At 47.1% G+C, this 20,155-nt stretch carries 20 protein-coding genes and 2 tRNA genes; 8 read left to right on the top strand and 14 right to left on the bottom strand.

Translation table 11 applies throughout. From position 1 onward, the window contains the following. Positions 1–4: 4 nt before the first annotated feature. The 3 genes from ETF27_RS07120 (at position 5) to ETF27_RS07110 (ending at position 1,698) form a co-directional block, all read left to right on the top strand. Positions 5–76, top strand: a tRNA-Arg gene (locus tag ETF27_RS07120). A gap of 56 nt (positions 77–132) precedes the next feature. After that, positions 133–927, top strand: a complete 795-nt coding sequence (locus tag ETF27_RS07115) for an ADP-ribosylglycohydrolase family protein (RefSeq protein ID WP_130830536.1) — start codon at positions 133–135, stop codon at positions 925–927. Between the two features lie 45 nt (positions 928–972). Beyond that, positions 973–1,698 (top strand): ABC transporter ATP-binding protein, encoded by a 726-nt coding sequence (locus ETF27_RS07110; protein WP_130830535.1) that lies wholly within the window; start codon positions 973–975, stop codon positions 1,696–1,698. Between the two features lie 316 nt (positions 1,699–2,014). On the opposite strand, the gene ETF27_RS07105 is transcribed toward ETF27_RS07110, so the two are convergent. The 7 genes from ETF27_RS07105 to metK form a co-directional block, all read right to left on the bottom strand. Then, positions 2,015–2,085: transfer RNA gene (locus tag ETF27_RS07105), tRNA-Gln, on the bottom strand. Between the two features lie 239 nt (positions 2,086–2,324). Next, positions 2,325–3,623: a tyrosine--tRNA ligase gene (tyrS, locus tag ETF27_RS07100; RefSeq protein ID WP_130830534.1), complete on the bottom strand. Its 1,299-nt coding sequence runs from the start codon at positions 3,621–3,623 to the stop codon at positions 2,325–2,327. Between the two features lie 62 nt (positions 3,624–3,685). After that, a complete protein-coding gene (yidD, locus tag ETF27_RS07095) occupies positions 3,686–3,934 on the bottom strand; it encodes a membrane protein insertion efficiency factor YidD (RefSeq protein ID WP_130830533.1) in 249 nt (82 codons plus the stop codon). A gap of 22 nt (positions 3,935–3,956) precedes the next feature. Continuing rightward, entirely contained in the window at positions 3,957–4,385 is a 429-nt protein-coding gene (rnpA, locus tag ETF27_RS07090) for a ribonuclease P protein component (protein ID WP_130830532.1), read from the bottom strand. Between the two features lie 47 nt (positions 4,386–4,432). Then, positions 4,433–5,179 (bottom strand): uroporphyrinogen-III synthase, encoded by a 747-nt coding sequence (locus ETF27_RS07085; RefSeq protein ID WP_130830531.1) that lies wholly within the window; start codon positions 5,177–5,179, stop codon positions 4,433–4,435. Between the two features lie 6 nt (positions 5,180–5,185). Then, positions 5,186–6,145: a DUF4271 domain-containing protein gene (locus ETF27_RS07080; RefSeq protein WP_130830530.1), complete on the bottom strand. Its 960-nt coding sequence runs from the start codon at positions 6,143–6,145 to the stop codon at positions 5,186–5,188. Positions 6,146–6,153: 8 nt separating this feature from the next. Further along, positions 6,154–7,446, bottom strand: coding sequence for a methionine adenosyltransferase (gene metK / locus ETF27_RS07075; protein WP_130830529.1), 1,293 nt, complete (start codon positions 7,444–7,446; stop codon positions 6,154–6,156). Positions 7,447–7,636: 190 nt separating this feature from the next. Here metK and ETF27_RS07070 point away from each other — a divergent pair, with 190 nt between their 5' ends. Genes ETF27_RS07070 through dprA form a run of 3 tightly spaced genes read left to right on the top strand, consistent with a single transcriptional unit; the run spans position 7,637 to position 10,504 of the window. Further along, entirely contained in the window at positions 7,637–8,932 is a 1,296-nt protein-coding gene (locus ETF27_RS07070) for a DUF2851 family protein (RefSeq protein WP_130830528.1), read from the top strand. Position 8,933: 1 nt separating this feature from the next. Beyond that, positions 8,934–9,344, top strand: a complete 411-nt coding sequence (locus tag ETF27_RS07065; RefSeq protein WP_130830527.1) for an acyl-CoA thioesterase — start codon at positions 8,934–8,936, stop codon at positions 9,342–9,344. Positions 9,345–9,379: 35 nt separating this feature from the next. Further along, a complete protein-coding gene (gene dprA, locus ETF27_RS07060; RefSeq protein ID WP_130830526.1) occupies positions 9,380–10,504 on the top strand; it encodes a DNA-processing protein DprA in 1,125 nt (374 codons plus the stop codon). A gap of 27 nt (positions 10,505–10,531) precedes the next feature. On the opposite strand, the gene ETF27_RS07055 is transcribed toward dprA, so the two are convergent. Beyond that, positions 10,532–11,464: a tetratricopeptide repeat protein gene (locus tag ETF27_RS07055; protein ID WP_130830525.1), complete on the bottom strand. Its 933-nt coding sequence runs from the start codon at positions 11,462–11,464 to the stop codon at positions 10,532–10,534. A gap of 112 nt (positions 11,465–11,576) precedes the next feature. Here ETF27_RS07055 and yfcE point away from each other — a divergent pair, with 112 nt between their 5' ends. After that, positions 11,577–12,131, top strand: a complete 555-nt coding sequence (gene yfcE / locus ETF27_RS07050) for a phosphodiesterase (RefSeq protein WP_130830524.1) — start codon at positions 11,577–11,579, stop codon at positions 12,129–12,131. 564 nt (positions 12,132–12,695) lie between these two features. Here yfcE and ETF27_RS07045 read toward each other — a convergent pair. The 6 genes from ETF27_RS07045 to ETF27_RS07020 form a co-directional block, all read right to left on the bottom strand. Then, entirely contained in the window at positions 12,696–13,706 is a 1,011-nt protein-coding gene (locus ETF27_RS07045) for a M28 family peptidase (RefSeq protein WP_130830523.1), read from the bottom strand. 141 nt (positions 13,707–13,847) lie between these two features. Further along, positions 13,848–15,716: a membrane dipeptidase gene (locus tag ETF27_RS07040; protein ID WP_130830522.1), complete on the bottom strand. Its 1,869-nt coding sequence runs from the start codon at positions 15,714–15,716 to the stop codon at positions 13,848–13,850. Positions 15,717–15,889: 173 nt separating this feature from the next. Beyond that, positions 15,890–16,354, bottom strand: a complete 465-nt coding sequence (locus ETF27_RS07035) for an Lrp/AsnC family transcriptional regulator (protein WP_130830521.1) — start codon at positions 16,352–16,354, stop codon at positions 15,890–15,892. A 171-nt stretch (positions 16,355–16,525) separates the two neighbouring features. Continuing rightward, a complete protein-coding gene (locus ETF27_RS07030) occupies positions 16,526–17,482 on the bottom strand; it encodes an FKBP-type peptidyl-prolyl cis-trans isomerase (protein WP_130830520.1) in 957 nt (318 codons plus the stop codon). 137 nt (positions 17,483–17,619) lie between these two features. After that, entirely contained in the window at positions 17,620–18,522 is a 903-nt protein-coding gene (locus ETF27_RS07025) for an FKBP-type peptidyl-prolyl cis-trans isomerase (protein WP_130830519.1), read from the bottom strand. A gap of 84 nt (positions 18,523–18,606) precedes the next feature. Further along, on the bottom strand, positions 18,607–19,212 hold the full coding sequence (locus ETF27_RS07020) for an FKBP-type peptidyl-prolyl cis-trans isomerase (RefSeq protein ID WP_130830518.1): 606 nt from the start codon (positions 19,210–19,212) through the stop codon (positions 18,607–18,609). 213 nt (positions 19,213–19,425) lie between these two features. Here ETF27_RS07020 and ETF27_RS07015 point away from each other — a divergent pair, with 213 nt between their 5' ends. Next, a complete protein-coding gene (locus ETF27_RS07015; RefSeq protein WP_130830517.1) occupies positions 19,426–20,118 on the top strand; it encodes an SIR2 family NAD-dependent protein deacylase in 693 nt (230 codons plus the stop codon). Positions 20,119–20,155: the final 37 nt, after the last annotated feature.

Below are 20,155 nucleotides of genomic sequence, written 5' to 3'. Positions count from 1 at the left end.
TCATGCCCTTGTAGTTCAATGGATAGAACACGGCTCTCCTAAAGCTGAAATATGAGTTCGATTCTCATCGGGGGTACAACATCAAGACCAACTTTCACAATCCGATAATAATAACCTTACTAACTTATCAATATGCTTGGAGCTATCATTGGCGATATCGTGGGCTCGCGTTTTGAGTTCGGAGGCCAACCACAAAAAGATTTCACACTGTTCACCAACGAGTGTTCCTACACCGACGACACCATCTGCACCGTTGCCGTTGCTGATGCCGTGCTAAACAATCGCGATTACAAGGAGTCGCTGCTTGATTGGTGCCGGCGTTATCCCAACCCCATGGGGGCTTACGGCAATATGTTTCATCAATGGATTAATTCCGACGACCCACAGCCCATGAATTCATATGGAAACGGCTCAGCCATGCGTGTCAGTCCGATAGGGTGGCTCTTCCCGGATTGGGAGGAAGTCATCGCCGAAGCCAAGAAAAGCGCGGAGGTGAGCCACAATCATCCGGAAGGAATAAAGGGCGCGCAATGTGTTGCCGAAGTGATATGCTGGCTGAAAAACATGCGCTACACCAAGCCGGACATTGAGCGAAAAGTAAACAAATTTTACGGATACGAACTGCCTCCGATGAAAGACATCCTGAAAATCGGGGCACAGGGGCATTTCGACGGCACTTGTCAGGAAACTGTTCCGATGGCACTGCGGTGTTTCATGGATGCCAACGACTTCGAGGAAACCATTCGATTGGCTGTTCTCTGCAAAGGCGACACAGATACGAAGGCTTGCATTGCCGGCTCTATGGCGGAAGCTTATTACGAAGTGCCCGGATGGATGATAGAAAAAGCCTTCAGCTACCTTCCGAACGATATGCTGGCAATCCTCGAACAGTTCTACGATGCCATACGAGAGGGCATCAAAATCTAACCTCGGTCTTCGCAAACCGCTCTCAATCCTTTCAGACAAGCCACAATGAAAATAACACTCGAGCAACTCTCCGTAGGCTATAAGGGCTATCCGCCGGTGGTCTCGGGCATCAATGTGGAAATAAGAAGCGGAGAACTGACCTGCCTGATTGGTTCAAACGGAATAGGGAAATCCACCCTCCTGAAGACGCTGACGGGTTTACTGCCCAAACTTGGTGGCAGACTGCTCCTTGATGGCAGCGACATTGACGCACTCTCGCAGCGCGAACGCTCAAAGCTCATCAGCATTGTGCTCACGCAAAAGCCGGAGGTGAGAAACCTCAGCGTAACGGAAATGGTGGGAATGGGGCGCACTCCCTACACCGGCTTTTGGGGAAAACTCAATCATCAAGACCAAACGGTGGTAATACAGGCAATGGAAATGGCAGGCATCCTGAAACTAAAAGACAGGATGATACAGACACTCTCTGATGGAGAACGACAGAAAGTGATGATAGCAAAGGCTCTCGCTCAGCAAACTCCCATCATTTTGCTCGATGAACCTACTGCCTTTCTCGACTTTCGGTCGAAGGTGGAAATGCTGAAACTGCTCAGACGGTTGGCAAATCATACCGACAAGGTGATTTTTCTATCCACCCACGACCTCGAATTGGCACTTCGGTTGGCAGACACCCTTGTCGAACTCAGCTCGCACGGACTGAACGAGGTGCTGCCTACGAAGGTGCAGGCGGACATCAACAGATTGATAGCACTCCAAAAACCTCTCGTTTAGCCCTTGAAAAAACGTAAAAAGCAAGCCACACATCCGACATCATGTACTGCTTTGTAACCAGTTGATTTTCAGGGTGATAAAAACCGCATTTTAAAAGCTTACCTTTTGCACTCCAAAAGCTTAGCTTTTACTCTCTAAAAGCTAAGCTTTTAAATTTCAATAGCTAAGCTTTTGGAATGCGAAGGCATATTCCCGGCTTCAGAAAGAGCATAAAACTTCTACCAAGAAACAAATTTCGAGCCGGGAAATCATTAGAAAAAGGAGAACAAAAAAGGTCGCAAGCTACTTGTTGCCAAATGCTTGCGACCTTTATTAGTTGTCCTAAGCGGATTCGAACCACTACAAACAGAACCAAAACCTGTTGTGCTACCATTACACCATAGGACAATTGCGGTGCAAAGATAGTGAATTTTGACCGTTTAGCCAAACTTTTTACCTCATTTTTATTATTAGTGGGTTGATTTTTCCAATTTGAATGCCATCACATCTCGAATTATTCCGGAAGTGATTGGTTTGCTCCCACAAACGAATTGAAAAAAGGGAATGGCAAATACTCGTCTGCCATCCACTTTTGTTATTTCGTTCAAGAAGAATACATTGGAAAAGAATGTTAGCGCACGAAGACTTTACTTCACAATCACCAACGAATAATTTTTCTTTCCCTTCTGAATGAGAAGATATTTTCCGGCTATCAGGTCATCGGTGGTAATCTGACGGTCGAATGCCATCAGCTTTTCCTTATTCAGCGATACGCCTCCCCCCTTAACGAGCTTACGCATCTCGCTCTTGCTTGGGAAGATTTGCATGCCTTCCTGATTGAAAACTTCCAAAGCGGGCTGCCCGAGTAAGTCTTTTGAAATTTCGTAATGCGGAACATCCTTGAACACATCGTTGAACGTCTGCTCATCGAGTTGCAGCAAATTTTCTTTCGTCGCCTTGCCAAAGAGGATTTGAGAAGCCGCAATAGCCATGTCGAGATCTGCTTGAGAGTGTACCATCCGCGTTACCTCCTCAGCCAAACGCCGCTGAAGGATACGTCGCCCGGGGTCTTGCTTGTGCTCTTCTGTAAGCGCATCGATGGTGGGTTTGTCCAACGAGGTGAAGATTTTGATATACTTCTCGGCATCATCGTCGCTCACGTTCAGCCAAAACTGATAGAACACATAAGGCGTCGTGCGGTTTCGGTCGAGCCAGATATTGCCACTCTCGGTCTTTCCAAACTTCTTTCCATCAGCTTTTGTAATGAGCGGGCAAGTCAGGCAGAATGCTTCCGCTTCCTGTCCCAGTGTCCTGCGGATGAGCTCCGTTCCCGTGGTCATGTTTCCCCACTGGTCGTTCCCCCCAAGCTGCAATTTCACACCGTATTTTTGGTATTGATAGAGGAAGTCGTAGCCCTGCAAGAGCTGATAGGTAAACTCGGTAAAGGAAAGTCCATCGCGTGCTTCTCCGTTCAGGCGCTTCTTCACACTGTCCTTTGCCATCATGTAATTGACGGTGATATGTTTTCCCACTTCGCGAGCAAAATCGAGGAAAGAAAAATCCTTCATCCAGTCGTAGTTGTTCACCATTTCCGCTTTATTAGGGGCATCGCCGTCGAAATCAAGGAATTTGCTCACTTGTTTCTTTATGGCTTCCTGATTGTGGTAAAGCGTTTCCGCATCGAGCAGGTTGCGTTCCTGACTTTTTCCGGATGGGTCGCCAATCATTCCCGTGGCTCCGCCCACCAACAGGTAAGGCTTATGACCACACAACTGTAGATGGCGCAACATCATGATGCCACAAAGGTGGCCTATGTGCAGAGAGTCGGCTGTGGGGTCTGTTCCCAAATATGCCGACACCATTTCCTTTTGCAGGAACTCTTCCGTACCGGGCATAATCTGAGCCAACATTCCGCGCCAACGAAGTTCTTCAACAAAGTTTTTCATCTATGAATGAGTTTGAAGCCGATAAAGGCTATATATTAATATATTTGGTGTTACGTTTCTTGTTATGGAACCGGATCGTATCCGCTTCCGCCCCACGGATTACAACGAAGGATGCGCCATATCGCCAATGCCAATCCTTTTATGGGTCCGTGCTTTAGCAAAGCCTGCCGGGCATATTCCGAGCAGGTGGGGGTAAACCTACAGGAAGGTGGCGTGAAGGGCGTGATGAAGCGTTGATAAAAAAGTATGGGTAACACCATAACTTTGGCGATTGCCCAGGATATGTCATGAATAAGTTGCTTATAAGTCATGCTTCTATCCTCCTCTGCGCTTTTATAAGCGTTCCCCAATGCGGAGAAGAAGGTTGCAAACGCTTGCCTCCACTTCCGCTGAGGTGTGCAACTCATTGTCGAGCCAAATCAGGGCGAGTCTTACCTGTCGTCCATCTTCTTCGTTTACTTTGTCAATCAGCGTGTATTTATTCTTTCTGTATGCCTCGCGAATTTGCCGTTTCACACGGTTGCGCTTCACGGCACGCTTGAAATGTTTTTTGGGGACGCTGATTAAAATCTTCACCGGAACGGCATCGCTTTCCTTTCCCTTATTGCAGGCTTGTTCGTCATTCGCCACCAGATAAACAGCCCTTAAAGGAAAAGCCGACAGTGACCGGCTTTTTCCTCCCATGAAGAGTTGGTCGATGTGTGTCTTGCTGCACAACCGCTCTTCCTTTCGCAAAGTGTATCTACGGGGAGCTGGTTTCATCTGTGGATTGTTTGTTATTGTGAGGGGGGGAAGGGAAATGTCCCACCTCACTTGTTTTCCTCAAGGAAGGCACGGAGCGCACCCGTCATGGAAGGATGTTTCTTCGATGGAGCTTCCAAATCGAGTCGATAACCTTGTGCTTCCACCTCTTTGGCGGTAGCAGGTCCGAAAGCAGCGATTTTAATATCGCCTTGCACAAAGTCGGGCATGTTCTTTTTTAATGCACGCACGCCTGTGGGACTGAAGAACACCAACATGTCGTAGTCGAAGTTTTTCTTCTCCTCTTCCGTGAGATCGTTGCTTACCGTGCGATACATCACACATTCCTTGTGCTTCAACTTATTGCTTGTAAGCAGCGAAGCTATGGCATCGTTGTGTACGGAGCTTTGTGGAACGAGGTATTTTTCCTCTTTATGCTTCACCATGGTAGGAATCAGACTGTCTATCTTGCCCGAATTTCCAAAGAACACCTTGCGTTTTCTGTATTGCACGTATTTCTGAATGTAGAGTGCTATGGTTTCTATGACGCAGAAATACTTCATTGTTTCCGGAATGGTGACGCGCATTTCCTGCGCGAGCTTAAAATAGTTATCAATTGCGTGGCGAGAAGTGAATACCACAGCAGAGTAGTCAAGTAAGTTTATCTTCTGCTGACGAAATTCTTTCGCGGAGAGTCCTTCTACTTTAAAGAAAGGACGGAAGTCAAATTCCACCTCCAGGTCTTTTGCTATGTCATAATAAGGTGACTTTTCGCTACCCGGTTTAGGCTGTGATATCAAGATCTTTTTTATCATCGCGTCTTAATAATTTATGGTCAAATAATTGCCTGTAAATGTCAAGATACCCACCAATGCCGTCAACGGCATCAATTCGAGTGCACAAAAGTACAAAATTATTTGCAGACTTGCCCCTGTTCTTTTGAAAAAGATGACAAAGCCTTGGTAAAAGGTAAGTATCTTGATAAAAACAATGACAAAAGCCACATAAATCATGGTATATTGTGTGGCGAGATGAAAATATATAAGGAGTAATACGACGGGAAAGATAAGCACCCCCTCCGCAGAGGTCAGGAAAAGACAAAGACGCGACCACCTCAAGTTGCGCTTTCGGTCGAAGAATACCCAATTCACTAATGAGTAAAGCAGGTGTTTCAATAAAAAATAGCCCAAGAAGACAGCCAGATAAATTCCAACTATTGCCAATTGGGAATCAAGAATATAAGTTCTGTCGCTCTGCGACCTCGTGAAAAGATAATAGGCTATGCTGAAAAGAAGGGCAGTCTGTAACACTAAAAAGAACTGAAATCGCACTTCATAGGCTGTTTCTGCCACCATTGAGCGACGATTAGGCATATGGAAAAGGCTCTTTATTTGGCGAACGATGAAGTGGCTCGACATCGAAGCCGCTATCATCGCCAAGGCGAAACACAGAAGTAAAGCTCCCGTTACAATATTATCGTTGCTTACGCTATAGGGAGCAGGGTCGCCCAAGACGCCATTACGTCTGAAAACGAACTCGGTACGAAAGTAAGGATTTCCCTTGAAATAGCCTTCTTCCCTAAAATCCACATCCGTGAGCTTAAAAGTCTTCTTTTCTTTCCGGCGCAACAAACTGCTCCCGGTGATAGTTTCCAAAGGAGTGGCTTCCGTTTGCTTCGTTCCACAGAGGGAATCATTGGTCGCCGGGGGTGTTTCCTTTCCTCCCCCCTTTGTCCAATGCTTTAACAGCGATTGAGTTGCTATGGTGTCGGTATTCGACATTTCTCAGATTATAATCCAAAAGCTTTCTTTATTTCCTCCACCCGGTCGAGCTTCTCCCATGTAAAGAGTTCCACTTCCATTTCCTTAGGTTCGTGGTAAAGACTGGTAAAGGTCTTTTTCTTCATTTCGTTTTTGCGCCCCATATGCCCATAGGCTGCCGTTTCCAAATAAATGGGTTGGCGGAGCTTCAACTGTCGCTCAATGGCTTTCGGACGAAGATCGAACATTTCCTGTATTTTCTGTGCTATTTCACCATCGCTAAATTTCACATGCGAGCGTCCGTAAGTATTCACATACACACTAACGGGGCGTGCCACACCGATGGCATAAGCCAATTGCACTAATATTTCATCGCTCACGCCTGCCGCCACCATATTCTTTGCGATGTAACGAGCCACGTAAGCTGCAGAGCGATCCACCTTCGAGGAATCCTTTCCTGAGAAAGCACCACCTCCGTGCGCACCTTTTCCACCATAAGTATCCACGATAATTTTCCGTCCTGTTAAGCCGGTGTCGCCGTGTGGACCCCCGATAACGAATTTCCCCGTTGGATTGACATAATAATTAATTTGATCATTGAAGAGTGCGAGTACTTTCTCCGACTTAATCTGTGCTTTTACGCGCGGAATAAGAATATCCAGCACATCCCGATGTATCTTCGCCAACATTTCTTCATCGGCTTTTCTCTGTGCCTCTTCCGAGTTGTTGGAAGGTTTTACGAAATCATCGTGTTGCGTGGACACAACGATTGCTACGATGCGCTGTGGAATGTCGTCGTCACTGTATTCCACCGTAACCTGACTCTTGGCATCCGGACGAAGATAAAGCATCTCCTTGCCTTCTTTTCTGATATCTGCCAACGTGCGCATGATGAGGTGAGCCAAATCAAGTGTTACAGGCATGTAGTTTTCCGTCTCGTTACATGCATAGCCAAACATCATTCCTTGATCACCTGCTCCTTGATTTTCGGCATCGTTCCTATCCACTCCGCGACGGATATCAGAGCTTTGCTCATGAATAGCAGAGAGAATGCCACAACTGTTGCCGTCAAATTGATATTCAGCTTTCGTATAACCTATTGCATTAATGGTGTTTCTGGTGATGGTAGAGATATCGATGTATTCCTTCGATCGAATTTCTCCCATGATAACTACTTGGCCGGTGGTATTGAATGTCTCAATCGCGCAACGGGAATTTTCATCATAAGCAAGGAATTGGTCTAACAACGCGTCGCTAATTTGGTCAGCCACTTTATCGGGATGTCCTTCCGACACCGATTCCGATGAGAATAAATATGCCATACTTTCTTTATTTTACTTTTACCTCTAACTATGAATTTGCAAAGTTACTGCAACTTAGTGGCAAAACAAAATAAAACGCAAAGATTTAGTTTTTATTAGAATCCCGTTACTTTTGAAAAAACACACAGCCACATTTCGTTTTTATGACCAAAAATTCGTACATTTGCCAATCATAAAATCATCATCTGTCATGGAGGACTTGATTCATTATTGCTGGAAACATAAGCTGTTTCCACTTGCCGAACTAAAAACCATTGAAGGGCAACCCATTGAGGTTATCGACACGGGGTTGCACAATCGCGATGCCGGTCCCGACTTCTTCAATGCAAAAGTGAAGATAGGGAAGACTTTATGGGTGGGAAACGTGGAAATACACGACAAGGCTTCCGATTGGTATCTGCACGGACACGAGAGGGATGTTCACTATAACAACGTGATTCTTCACATCGTGAAAGTTTCTGACACATTGGTGAGGAAACAAAACGGCGACACACCTCCGCAAATGGTACTGCCGGTTCCCGCATTGGTAAAGGAGCATTATAAGGAATTGCTGACCATGGAGAAGTATCCTCCCTGCTACAAAGTGATTCCAAGCCTGAGCCGACTGATGATTAACTCATGGATGAGCGCATTGCAGGTGGAGCGACTGGAACAACACACCCATGCCATCCTGCGAAGGGTTGCCGATTGTGGTGGAGACTGGGAGGCAGGCTATTTCGTTACGTTGGCTCGCAACTATGGTTTCGGCATTAATGGCGATGCTTTCGAGCAATGGGCAAAAAACCTTCCGTTACTTGCCGTGGCGCATCATCGCGACGATTTGTTTCAGACGGAAGCCATCTTCATGGGACAGGCGGGGTTATTGGAGCCCGACTCTATACCCGAACGGCATAGGGAAGAGGCATTGGCAGATGGCTATTTCGAGAAATTGCGGAGCGAATACAGATATTTGGCACACAAATTTTCCATGCGACCGATGGACAACAGTCAGTGGAAGTTTTTGCGACTGCGACCACAAAACTTCCCACACATACGCATCGCGCAATTGGCAAACCTCTACTATCAGCGCAAGGCAGGTTTGGCGGCACTCTTGGAATGTTCCGACATCGATAAACTCTCGGAACTGCTGCAAACGCAGGTAACGCCTTATTGGAGAACCCATTATACTTTTTGGGCAGAGAGCAAAGAAAGCAACAAGAGTTTGTCGAAGACCTCCCTACGTTTGCTTATCATCAACACCGTAATTCCCGTGCTTTTCGCATACGGAAAGCACAAATCATCGGAAAAGTTGTGCGACCGCGCCTTCGATTTCCTCGAAGCGTTGAAAGCTGAAGACAATCACATTGTGAGAATGTGGCAGGAAGTGGGACTGAAAGTGGAGAGTGCCGGCGACTCGCAGGCACTCATACAATTGAAAAAGGAATATTGCGATCGCAAGGATTGTCTGCGGTGCAGAATAGGATATGAATACTTAAAAACGAAATAAAATGAAAAGAAGCACCCAATACATTTACGAGACGCGCATGGAAGTGCGCGATTACGAGTGCGACATTCAAGGCATCGTGAACAACGCGCACTATCTTCACTACACCGAACATACGCGCCACTGCTTCATTCGGTCGTTAGGTATCAGTTTTGCCAAACTGCACGAGAAAGGAATCGACCCGGTTGTGGCACGCATGAAACTCGAATACAAGGTGCCACTCACCTGCGATGATGAGTTCATTTCCCGACTGGCGTTGAAAAAGGAAGGAGTGCGCTATGTTTTCACCCACGACCTTTACCGCGCCTCAGATGAGCGATTGTGCTTCCATGCCGAAGTTACATTGGTGATATTGATTAACGGAAAGATAGGCGAAAGCAAAGAGTACGACGATGCCTTCGCGAAAGTGCTTTAATGAATGTGCCTCCACAAAATAACAACTTGCCATCCATGAATCGGGAACTCCTCTATACCATCGCGCTGACACTCGTCAATCGATTTCATCTTTCAGATTTGCACGAACTCTATCAAAGAGCGGGGTCGGCAACCGCCATCATGGAGAACCGAAACAACATTCGCGACTTGTTTCCCGATGCATCGAATTATCTCGTTGAGGGATTGATGAATTTGGATAAAGGTGTGGAACGAGCGGAAAAAGAACTGGAATACGATGAAGCTCACCAAATAGAAGCCATCTGTCTGAACGACGATCGCTATCCGCAACGTATGCGGGAATGTGTGGATGCACCACTCGTTTTATACATGATGGGGAACGCCGACCTCAACCAACGTCATACTCTGAACATTGTGGGTACAAGGCGATGTACCCCTTACGGACAAGACATTATCCGAACATTTGTCAGGGAGTTGAGAACTCTTTGTCCGGAGGTTTTGATTTTCAGTGGACTGGCATACGGAATAGACATCTGTGCACATCGTTCTGCCCTCGAAAATGGTTTCGACACCGTGGGCGTTTTGGCGCATGGGCTTGATGACCTCTACCCCGGAACACATCGAGAGACAGCCGTAAATATGTTGAAACAGGGTGGATTGCTGACTGAATATATCACACATACACAGCCCAAGGCGCAGAACTTCGTGCAACGCAACCGCATTGTGGCAGGTTGTTCCGATGCCACTCTGCTCATAGAGTCGGCCAACAAGGGCGGAGGGCTCATCACATGTGGCATAGCGCGCAGTTACAACAGGGAGGTCTTCGCGTTTCCGGGCAGCATTGAAGCAGAATATAGCGAAGGTTGCAACCATCTCATCAGGGATAATCAAGCCGGACTCATCACCTCTGCAACCGACTTTGTAAAAGCTATGGGTTGGGAGGATGAACAAATGCTGATGAAAGCTCGTAAACAAGGCATAGAACGAACACTCTTCCCCGGATTGTCGGAAGAGGAACAAGCAGTGGTGGGCGTGCTTCAGAAAAACAACGACCTGCAAATTAATTTGCTTTCAGTCCAATCACATCTCCCTATCGCCCGACTTTCAGGGCTGCTTTTTGAATTGGAAATGAAAGGAGTGGTCAAAGCCATGGCAGGCGGTTGCTATCATCTGTTGGCATAAAATGTACCATGAGTCGCCCTCATATCATCAGTTCCGTAAGAAAGCCTCAACAATTTTTTCCTGTTCACGATAAAAACTTTTCTGTTCCATGTCGGTCGCTGCCGTAACCTGTTCCAAACTTGCTGTCAGGTTCTGCATTTCCCACGTAACGGAATACCCGGCTTGTTGCCTTGTCGCGATACATCGCTCCAATTCATACTTGGCTCCGGGCTTATTGTCGCGAAAGAGTAACTCAGCCAACTGAAAGCGCAGACGCTGTTTGAACTTCTCCTCACGCCGGGTAACGATGGCGCGACACAACAGGGCAATTCTCAGCTCACGAGCATCGGTCAGTTCCGCCAGTTTTTGGTAGAGATACGACTGATGGTGCTTGCGTAAAAGATGGCGATAGATGTTCACGGCTTTGTCTTTCTTCCCCATTATCGTGTAGATCACTGCCTTGTATCGCTGATTATTCATGTTGTACGGACTGTGCTTCAAGGCTTCGGCAAGTATCGGAGCTGCCTTCAAAGCCATTTCCGGGGTGGGATTGCCCTCCACTTCCTTAAACACTTTTCCCACGATGCGCATTCCCACCGACTGAACGGGATGTCCGTTGCTCTCGCCCCGCGTCCAATCGTCGTCGGTAAGTTTCTCTATTCCCCAATTCGTGATGAACTCCAGCATGGAGAACTTCGGGTCATGGTCGAAAACCAACAATGCAGCACGCATCATGGCAGACTGGCCACGCAAGTCTTTATCGTCCATCGTTGGATAAAGACGCAACAAACTCCTAAAAATCTTATAGGCTTCTTCCAGCTTTCGCTGTTGATAGCGCAACTTCATTACGTCGGTTCCCACCCAAAACATGGCTATCGTGGTGTAATGCCCTTTGTGCACGGCATACAGGGGCTGAATGGCGGCGTATGCTTCCTCTGTCTTCCCCTGTTTTCTAAGTTCGAATATATCTCTTACCTCCATCGCTTCGGTATTGGTTCATTCACAAAGATAATGAAAAAAACCGAAATCGCTAAGGATAAACTCGCTAATTTCGGATTTATCATCGTATCTTTGTCGAAAAAATAAGGACAGAATGAAATATTTACTCGTATCGGATATTCACGGTTGCCTGCCGGCTTTGCAGACCGTGCTGAAGTTTTACGATGAGTTGGGCTGCGATATGCTTTGCATTCTTGGCGACATCCTGAACTACGGTCCGCGCAACGCGGTTCCGGAAGGACTGGACGCAAAGGGAATAGCAGAGTTGCTCAACGCGCATGCCGAGCACATCGTGGCAGTTCGAGGCAATTGTGAAAGCGAGGTTGATCAGATGCTGCTTCGCTTTCCCATTCTTGCCGATTATCTGCTCTTGGTAGATGAGGGGAAGAAGCTCTTCCTGACGCACGGACACATCTATAATAAGGAGAAAATGCCACCCGGAAGATTCGATGCCGTTGTTTATGGGCACACGCATCTTTGGGAATTGACGCCGAAAGAGGGCACGCTGATTTGCAACACGGGGTCGATTACTTTTCCAAAGCAGGGGAAAGAACCCACGTTCATGACTTACGAGCGTGGGGTGTTCACCGTTTACAACCTGAATGGCGAGCAACTGACTGAGAAATCCATACCGGTCGTTGGAAGATAAAGTCGCCGGGGAAGCTCAAGAATTACGGAAAACAAGCCGTATCTCCATGTTTTGTTTTCTGACGATTGTTTGGTTTTTTCTTACTTCATACCGATTGAACTGCTCAAACAAACACGACGAGAAATTCAAGAAAAAACCATTGATTTGCAAAAGCTAAGCTATCGCAATCCAAAAGCTAAGCTTTTGCATCGTAAAAGGTAAGCTTTTGAGTCGCAAAAGGTAAGCTTTTGAAACCCCTTTTGTAAACATCTGATTATCAGTGGGTTTCATCGTGCAAAATTTTCCATTCCAATGTTGTGCTTTTCAGCCTGTTGCTCATTGCCGCAAAGTGCCGGGCAACCGAGCATTTTCCCTCTCTGTGGGGAGTCGTTGCCCATCGTAATCGAATCGTTGGGAGCAATAACACATCATCTCAAATCGGTCATGGAAAACCAACGATAAACAATGGTTTCATCATCGAATGACCGGTTTGAGATGAATCGTTTTCATGAAAGTCCGTCAACATCAGCCGTTGCCTGAATTTCGATAAAGAAACGAGGCAATCAACTTAAGTTCCCGGAACATCTAACAGGTGTATAACAACTGGATAAGAGTTTGCCCCACAGCCTGCAAGGTGGCCTTGTCGATGTGTTCCATCGTGTCGTTCACCGTGTGCCATGTGGGTCCGAACGTACTCTGCGGACAATCCGGATAATAAGGAATGATGTCGATGGTGGGAATGTTTGCATTTCGGTTCATGGGATAATGGTCATCGGTAATCATTCCCCCATCAGCATCGGGGAAATAGCTCCCATATCCGGCTACTTTGGCTGCAGCCCAAACCATATCCACCACAGAGGCAGCAAATTGTTTGGAGATGCCCTCGCGATAGAACTGTGCTGCTTCGCCACCCACCATGTCCAGCAAGACGGCAAATTCCGGGCGGAAGCCCTGTGGGAGGTTCAGCGAGAAGTAAGTGGAGCCCAACGCCCAGCTGTCGCCAGTATCCTGAAAGTTGGTTTCCCACTGCGGAATGCCCCAGTCTTCGGCATCGAAGCATACGAAATCCACACCGATGTTCAAACTGCTGTCTGCCTGCAACAGGCGCGCCACCTCAATCATCACCGCCACTCCGGAAGCTCCATCATTGGCAGCCATGACCGGTTTCTTGTGATTGGCGGAGTCCGGGTCGTTGTCTGCCCACGGACGACTGTCCCAATGTGCGCAAAGCATCACGCGACGCTGCGCCTGCGGATTGTAGGAAGCAAGGATGTTGGTTGATTTTAGCAGAGTTCCGTCGTAGCCTTTCAAGTCGGCTTTCTGCGTCATCACTTCGCAACCGTATTGTTTGAACTTGCTGATAATCCACTGTTCGCACCGGTCGTGCGCTGCCGAGTTCATGACGCGAGGTCCGAACGCGCATTGCGCTGCAGTGAAAGCATAGGCGGAATCGGGGTTAAACTTTATATCAACAGGCTTCTCAACAGCCATTGTGTCGATATCAGACGAATTATCGTTCTTCTTTCGGTTGCAACCGGAAATGAAGAGAACGAACAACGTAACGGCAGTAATGCCGAGAAAAAGTTTCATTTTCATATTGTTTGTATCCGATTTTCCCCATGAAAGGGGACGTTTGTTCGATGGTGATATTTTATAGTTGATGTATGACACGCGACAGATAGGCAAAAGACCTCTTCTTCGCTTCAGCTTCAATGGCAAAAAGGCTTGGAAAAGTCTTCATCGGCTGTTTCTTACCGCCTGCACCTGCGTCATGACGCGCAGCCAGTTGCCACCCCAAATCCTCTCAATGTCGCGCTCGCTGAATTTTCTGCGGAGCAGATGAAGTGTGAAATTAATCATTTCGCCGGCATGAGCCATACCGCACACGCAGCCATCGCCGTCGAAGTCGGTGCCCAATCCCACATGGTCGATGCCCATGACATCGATGGCATGTTCCAAATGAGCGAGCACATCGAGGATAGTCGCCTCGCCTTGCTTGGTCAGAAATCCCTTATAAAGGGTGATGTGAGCCACTCCGCCCTTCCGAGCCAAAGCTCGAAGTTGTTCATCGGTGAGGTTGCGTGGCACATCGCACAACGACTTGCAATTGGAATGGCTGCAAACAATGGGCTGTTCGCTGATTTCGAGCGCGTCGTAGAAGCTCTTCTCTGCCCCATGGCTCAAGTCCACCATGATGCCCTGTTTGTTCATCTCTTGGATGACCTCAATGCCGAACTTGCTGACGCCGCCATGCAGGTTGCTGCCTCGTGCCGAATCGCAGATATCGTTGTCGCCATTGTGACAAAGCGTGATATAGGTTACGCCTCGTTGGGCAAAGTGTTTCACGTTCTCCAACCGATGTTCCAAGGCCAACCCATTTTCAATGGCAAGCATGATGCTGTGCCTGCCCTTTCGCTTATCTTCATAAAGATCGGATGGTGTGCGAGCAATACTCAGATAACGACTGTTCCGCTTCACTATCTGCTCTATCTTGTCAAAGATGAGGTCGGCGTAGGTCGATGGTGAAAGCCGGTCGATGACCTCGCTCAACTCGGGATTATATTTTTTCAAACCTGCCACATCAATCTTCGATGAGAAAGTCTCGCCGATACGAGGCTGTGGCAAATAAGCTGCCATCGTTACAGCATCCTGTCTGCCTTCCGACATTTTGTGAAGGTCGTAAAGAACACGCGGATCGCGTTTGCCGAAGTCTATGCCTTGAGGGAAGAACATCGGAGTGTCGCAATGGGTGTCGAGCGTGAGTACGCGTTCATGCAATTGCTTTGCGATATAAAAGTTACCGGCTTGTCCCACAAACCATTTGAAGAGCTTTTGCCCTTCCGCACCCAACCATTCCGGATGCCATTGCACGCCAATGATGGGCTTAAATTCTGAGCTTTCCATTGCCTCAATCACGCCATCGGGGGCAAAGGCTGTCGCGTGAAATCGGCTGCCGGTATCTCTTATCGCTTGATGATGATCGGAATTGACATAGATTTTCTCCTCTTTATATATGGCTTTGAGGATGGACTCGGGACTCAACACGACGCTATGGGTCGGTTCGGAGAAATCGGCATCTTGAGAATGGCGGATGGTTGCCGGCTGCAACGCGGTTATGTTCTTGGATTTGACAAACTTTTTCTCTACGGTCTCTTCTTTCTTAATATAGGGGTCATAGATATGTTGTTGCACTTTCCCTCCCAATACGGTTGCCAATACTTGCATGCCTCGGCAAACGCCCATGATTGGTATCTGACGATTGTATGCCAAACGAGTAATCAGCAGTTCCGGAAGATCGCGCTTATTGTTGATGTGCCCAATAGAGAGCGATGGCTCCTCGTTGCCCCAGAGCGGATTTAAATCAGCCCCACCTGTGAGCAATAGTCCGTCGATATGCTGGAGCATGTTTACCAACACACGCTTATCGGTAATGGGAGGAAGCAGAAAAGGCGTGCCTCCGGCAGCGATGATTTGTTTATGGAATAACTCTCTCACGCTAACATCGGTGTTGGAGATGTTCGTCATGATGCCAATAACCGGCTGACGGCTTCCCTCCGGATAGCTTGCGTATATTTCTTCTAAATGTGATTCTAAGTTATAGTTCATTCCTTTCGTATGGTTATAGAGCAATGTGCGCATTGATGCAAGGCAACATCACGCAGTTCCTCCGGTCAGACAGAGAGAAAGACGAGACTTGCTCGGCAATGGCAATATGAACGAAACGGATATTATCGCAGTTTGCGTGAAACGGTCGCCGTGTCATCCGCAATTGCTATTGCCTACTTATCAATATAGATGGGGATTTCACGCTTAATACTCTGCTCCAGCGAGATAAGGGTCTCTGTTGATACGACACCGGGGATGGTTTGCAACTGATTGTTGAGCAGGTTCATCAACTGCTCGTTATCTTTTGCGTAAAGTTTCACCAGCATGGTATAGGGACCAGTCGTAAAATGACATTCTATAATCTCCGGAATGGCACTCATGCGCTCCACCACATCCTTATACATAGAACCTCTCTCCAAGTTAAGACCTATATAAGTACAGGTCGTATAACCCAGACTCTTAGGGTTGATGCAGAAGCTGCTGCCGGTTATTACGCCATTTTCAATAAGGTGTTGCACACGCTGATGAATGGCAGCACGCGACACTCCGCACTCCGCAGCTACGTCCTTGAAGGGAATTCGGGCATTATGCGAGAGAATACCGAGAATTTTCTTGTCTAAATTGTCTATCTTATCCATTGCATTGAGGTTTTGTTCTTGTTTGAAACAAGTTAGTTCTATGTTTACATTTTGAAAGCAAAAGTAGGAAATTTAATTGATACAAGCAACAAAAAGAAAGACAAAATACGCTCAAGGGCACATTTTGTCTATTCTTTCGTTAAGTTCGGCTTTTCCGAAACACTTCCATAATTATTTTTTCGCTTTTCTTTGCACCGGTTTCTTGGGAGCTGCTTGCTCTGTTTTCTCTACGATGCCTTGCAATTCGAGTGTGAAGATGAGCACGGAATAAGGTGCGATGTCGCTGCCGGCTCCTCGTTCGCCGTAAGCAAGCTCTTGAGGAACATAGATTTCCCATTTCGATCCAACGGGCATAAGTGTCAGTGCCTCTGCCCAACCTTTGATAAGACCACCCACGCCGAAGGTGTCGTTGGGCGTTCCATGACGAGATGTGGCATCAAACACCTTTCCATCGAGTGTACGACCTTCATAAACTACCGTTACTTTGTCGTCTTTCGTAGGTATTTTGCCTGTTCCCTTGGTCAAGATCTTGTATTGTAATCCGCTGGGAAGGGTTACAACGCCCGGTTTTCTCTTGTTTTCCGCAAGGAATTGCTCACCTTTCTCTCTCGTAGCCTTGTTTTTTTGCTCTTTTAGTTCTTGTTGTTTTTTCTGAAAGAGCTGCTCTGCCGCACTTTGTTTGAAAAGAGTAGAATCTTTTTCCAACGAGGCGATGAAACCCTTGAACAGCATATTGTCATCTATGGTTTGAGCGGTTCCTTCGAACTGCTTTGCTATTCCGGGCAACATGCTATTACTCACCTGCATGGCTATTTGCATTCCAGCCACGTAGGGTGAGAAGTTGGCTTCTTTTCGTTTGGCAATACCTTCTTTCAAACCACGCATAAACTCGGGCATCTGCTCTTTTGTAACCCCAAACTGGCTTGCGAGGTAGCCTTCCAATCCGCGTGTCATCGCCATACCGGCTACATAGCTGAGTGTATCAGACGCATTTGTGAGGCAAATACTCTCTGCCACAGCCACGTTCTCAGATTGGTTTTTCTTCACTTTCTTCTTGTTCTGGGCATTTGCGGTACTGAAACATGCACCGGCGAATAATATCAATGCCATCCAAACGATCTTTTTCATAACACTTTCGGATAAATAAAATTCTTATATGAATCTATAAAAACTCCTCAATGGGGTGATTAAAAAATGATAAGGAAAGTGGATTGGAACCACTATCGTTCCCAATCCACTTTATTGGCTTTTCCGTTCGCAACAGATTACTGAACCGTTGCAGCCTGGGGCTGACCTCCCGCCGGTGCTTTCTCAATGGAGAGCAATTCAACGGTGAAGATCAATGTTGAGAAAGGCTTCAGGTCAGGACTTGGCTGACGAGATCCGTAGCCTGCTGAGTAGGGAATATAGATTTCCCATTTAGAACCCACGGTCATGTTTGTCAGAGCTTCGGTGAATCCCGGCACAGCACTTCCCACCGGCATGGTGGCTCCATCGCGCTGATCGAACACTTTTCCTTCGATATTCTTACCCACATAGTTGATTTTTACCATATCGGAAGATTTTGGTTTCGCACCTGTTCCGGGCTTGATTTCCTTGTAATATACGCCTTGTTTCAAAGCCTTTACGCCTGCTGCCTTAGCGATCTTCGTCATGTAGGCATCGTTCTTTTTCTTGTTGGCGCCGTATGTCTTCTCGGCACTCTTTGCCTGAATATTCTCTGCCACCTTTTGCTCAACATCGCGTGCTTTCTCGATTGTCATTTTCTGACCTTTTCCCTTGGCACTGGCAGCGAAGCCCGCGAGGAAGTTGTTCAAAGAGATAGTCTGCGTGGAGTCTTCTCCAAAGATGCTCTTATTAATTTGATTCTTGATGACCATGTTCATGTTCATGCCGACACCCACACCGGCATTGTAAGCTGCCTTTTTCTTGTCGTCCATGCTCTTGGCACCATCGTTCATACCTTTGATAAACTCATCAACGTAAGCAGTATCAATGTTCATTTGCTGAAGATATTGCTTCACGTTCTGTCCTTGGTCAATACCGAAAGCATAGCTCAAAGAATCGACATCCGACTTCAAATCGTCTTTTGGAGCACCGGAATTTCCGCATGAGGTAAATCCCACAGCTGCAACGGTCAATGCAGCCACAATAGTTAGTTTTTTCATTTCTCTATAAAATTTAGTAATTACAATGTTTTCTCTTAGTCGCTATCTCCCACCTGCACAGCAGTGGCGAGAGTATGATGTATTTTACAGCACCTCAAGTAGTTCCACCACGAAGATGAGTGCCGCGAATGGAGGAATGGAAGCTCCTGCACCGCGTTCGCCGTAACCGAGATGATATGGTATGAAGAAGCGATATTTGGCACCTTCGCCCATCAGCTGCACTCCTTCCGTCCAGCCGGCAATCACTTGGTTCAGACCGAATGTGGCAGGTGTTCCGCGGTCATAGGAACTATCGAATTTGGTACCATCAACCAGTGTTCCCTCATAATGACATTTCACCTGTGAGGTGGCATTCGGCTTCTTGCCGTTTCCTTCTTTTATTATCTCATATTGAAGTCCGGAAGGCAATACTGTTACATTCTCTTTCTTCGCGTTTTCGGCGAGGAAATCTTCTCCTATCGCCTTAGCTGCTTTGCCGGCTTCTTCGGCAGCAGCCTTTTGCTTTGCTTCCTGCTCGGCAAAGAAGTTATTAACGAGCGTCTGCGCTTCCTTGTTGCTTACTTTCAAGTCGTTACCTGCTATAACATCCTTGATGGCCTGTGCGAAGTCATCGATATTCAGGTTAGCCGCTCCCATTCCGGAAAGCTGTGTACCGATACCAATGCCCAGGGCATAGCTTAATTTGTCCATTGATTTTCTTTCTGTTTATAATAATTTAATTTGCAAAGATACTATTTTTAGAAGATAGAATAGCATTTATCTAATTTAAAATTATTAAATTTGTGGTGTTGAATGTTTACGAACCGAATTAAAAGGATTTTGTGGATGGAATCGCACGTCTCAACGCCCGGAAACGCCCGGTAGGTTTCTAATCTCCAATTCCTCAACCAAAAATATGTGATTATGAAGAAAATAGTATTCCTCACCGGAGCCGGCATGTCGGTGGAAAGTGGTTTCAAGACCTTTCGGGGCAGCGATGGATTATGGGAGAATTACCCTGTGGAGCAGGTGGCTTCGCACGAAGGCTGGGAGGCTGACCCAACGCTCGTTACCAACTTTTACAACATGTTGCGAAAAAAGCTCTATGCCGCTCAGCCCAATGAGGGGCACAAACTCATTCAATCACTGGAAAAAGATTACCGGGTAACGGTGATTACCCAAAACGTGGACAACCTGCACGAGAAAGCCGGCTCTACGAACGTGATACACCTGCACGGAGAACTTACAAAAGTCTGCTCGAGTCGCGATCCTTACAACCCCGCTTACATTCAGGAGCTTGATGCAGACCACTGCGAGGTGGTTCCGGGAACGAAAGCGGACGACGGAAGTTTACTCCGACCCTTCATCGTGTTCTTCGGAGAGAGCGTTCCAATGATAGAACCTGCTGCGGTGGAAACCGGCGAGGCGGATATATTCGTTATCATCGGCACATCGCTCAACGTTTATCCGGCAGCCGGTCTCATACAGTACACGCGTCCCGGTACGCCTATTTACCTCATCGACCCGAACGAGGTGATGCGGAATGGCTACAGAAATGTTACCGTCATTCAGAAGGGTGCGAGCGAGGGAATGAAAGAACTGATTTCAAAACTGTAAATAACAAAAGCAAATAAAAAACCGGATGGCTCTCGCC

The organism is Prevotella brunnea (assembly GCF_008016795.1).
Taxonomy (GTDB): Bacteria; Bacteroidota; Bacteroidia; order Bacteroidales; family Bacteroidaceae; genus Prevotella; species Prevotella brunnea.
Note: the sequence above shows the minus strand (reverse complement) of the source record. Positions and strands in the feature narration are given on the sequence as shown.

Excerpts from the sequence above, each read along its gene's own strand:
- ETF27_RS07115 (WP_130830536.1), top strand. The coding sequence starts at position 133 with ATGCTTGGAGCTATCATTGGCGATATCGTGGGCTCGCGTTTTGAGTTC.
- ETF27_RS07110 (WP_130830535.1), top strand. The coding sequence starts at position 973 with ATGAAAATAACACTCGAGCAACTCTCCGTAGGCTATAAGGGCTATCCG.
- tyrS (WP_130830534.1), bottom strand. The coding sequence starts at position 3,623 with ATGAAAAACTTTGTTGAAGAACTTCGTTGGCGCGGAATGTTGGCTCAG.
- yidD (WP_130830533.1), bottom strand. The coding sequence starts at position 3,934 with ATGACTTATAAGCAACTTATTCATGACATATCCTGGGCAATCGCCAAA.
- rnpA (WP_130830532.1), bottom strand. The coding sequence starts at position 4,385 with ATGAAACCAGCTCCCCGTAGATACACTTTGCGAAAGGAAGAGCGGTTG.
- ETF27_RS07085 (WP_130830531.1), bottom strand. The coding sequence starts at position 5,179 with ATGATAAAAAAGATCTTGATATCACAGCCTAAACCGGGTAGCGAAAAG.
- ETF27_RS07080 (WP_130830530.1), bottom strand. The coding sequence starts at position 6,145 with ATGTCGAATACCGACACCATAGCAACTCAATCGCTGTTAAAGCATTGG.
- metK (WP_130830529.1), bottom strand. The coding sequence starts at position 7,446 with ATGGCATATTTATTCTCATCGGAATCGGTGTCGGAAGGACATCCCGAT.
- ETF27_RS07070 (WP_130830528.1), top strand. The coding sequence starts at position 7,637 with ATGGAGGACTTGATTCATTATTGCTGGAAACATAAGCTGTTTCCACTT.
- ETF27_RS07065 (WP_130830527.1), top strand. The coding sequence starts at position 8,934 with ATGAAAAGAAGCACCCAATACATTTACGAGACGCGCATGGAAGTGCGC.
- dprA (WP_130830526.1), top strand. The coding sequence starts at position 9,380 with ATGAATCGGGAACTCCTCTATACCATCGCGCTGACACTCGTCAATCGA.
- ETF27_RS07055 (WP_130830525.1), bottom strand. The coding sequence starts at position 11,464 with ATGGAGGTAAGAGATATATTCGAACTTAGAAAACAGGGGAAGACAGAG.
- yfcE (WP_130830524.1), top strand. The coding sequence starts at position 11,577 with ATGAAATATTTACTCGTATCGGATATTCACGGTTGCCTGCCGGCTTTG.
- ETF27_RS07045 (WP_130830523.1), bottom strand. The coding sequence starts at position 13,706 with ATGAAAATGAAACTTTTTCTCGGCATTACTGCCGTTACGTTGTTCGTT.
- ETF27_RS07040 (WP_130830522.1), bottom strand. The coding sequence starts at position 15,716 with ATGAACTATAACTTAGAATCACATTTAGAAGAAATATACGCAAGCTAT.
- ETF27_RS07035 (WP_130830521.1), bottom strand. The coding sequence starts at position 16,354 with ATGGATAAGATAGACAATTTAGACAAGAAAATTCTCGGTATTCTCTCG.
- ETF27_RS07030 (WP_130830520.1), bottom strand. The coding sequence starts at position 17,482 with ATGAAAAAGATCGTTTGGATGGCATTGATATTATTCGCCGGTGCATGT.
- ETF27_RS07025 (WP_130830519.1), bottom strand. The coding sequence starts at position 18,522 with ATGAAAAAACTAACTATTGTGGCTGCATTGACCGTTGCAGCTGTGGGA.
- ETF27_RS07020 (WP_130830518.1), bottom strand. The coding sequence starts at position 19,212 with ATGGACAAATTAAGCTATGCCCTGGGCATTGGTATCGGTACACAGCTT.
- ETF27_RS07015 (WP_130830517.1), top strand. The coding sequence starts at position 19,426 with ATGAAGAAAATAGTATTCCTCACCGGAGCCGGCATGTCGGTGGAAAGT.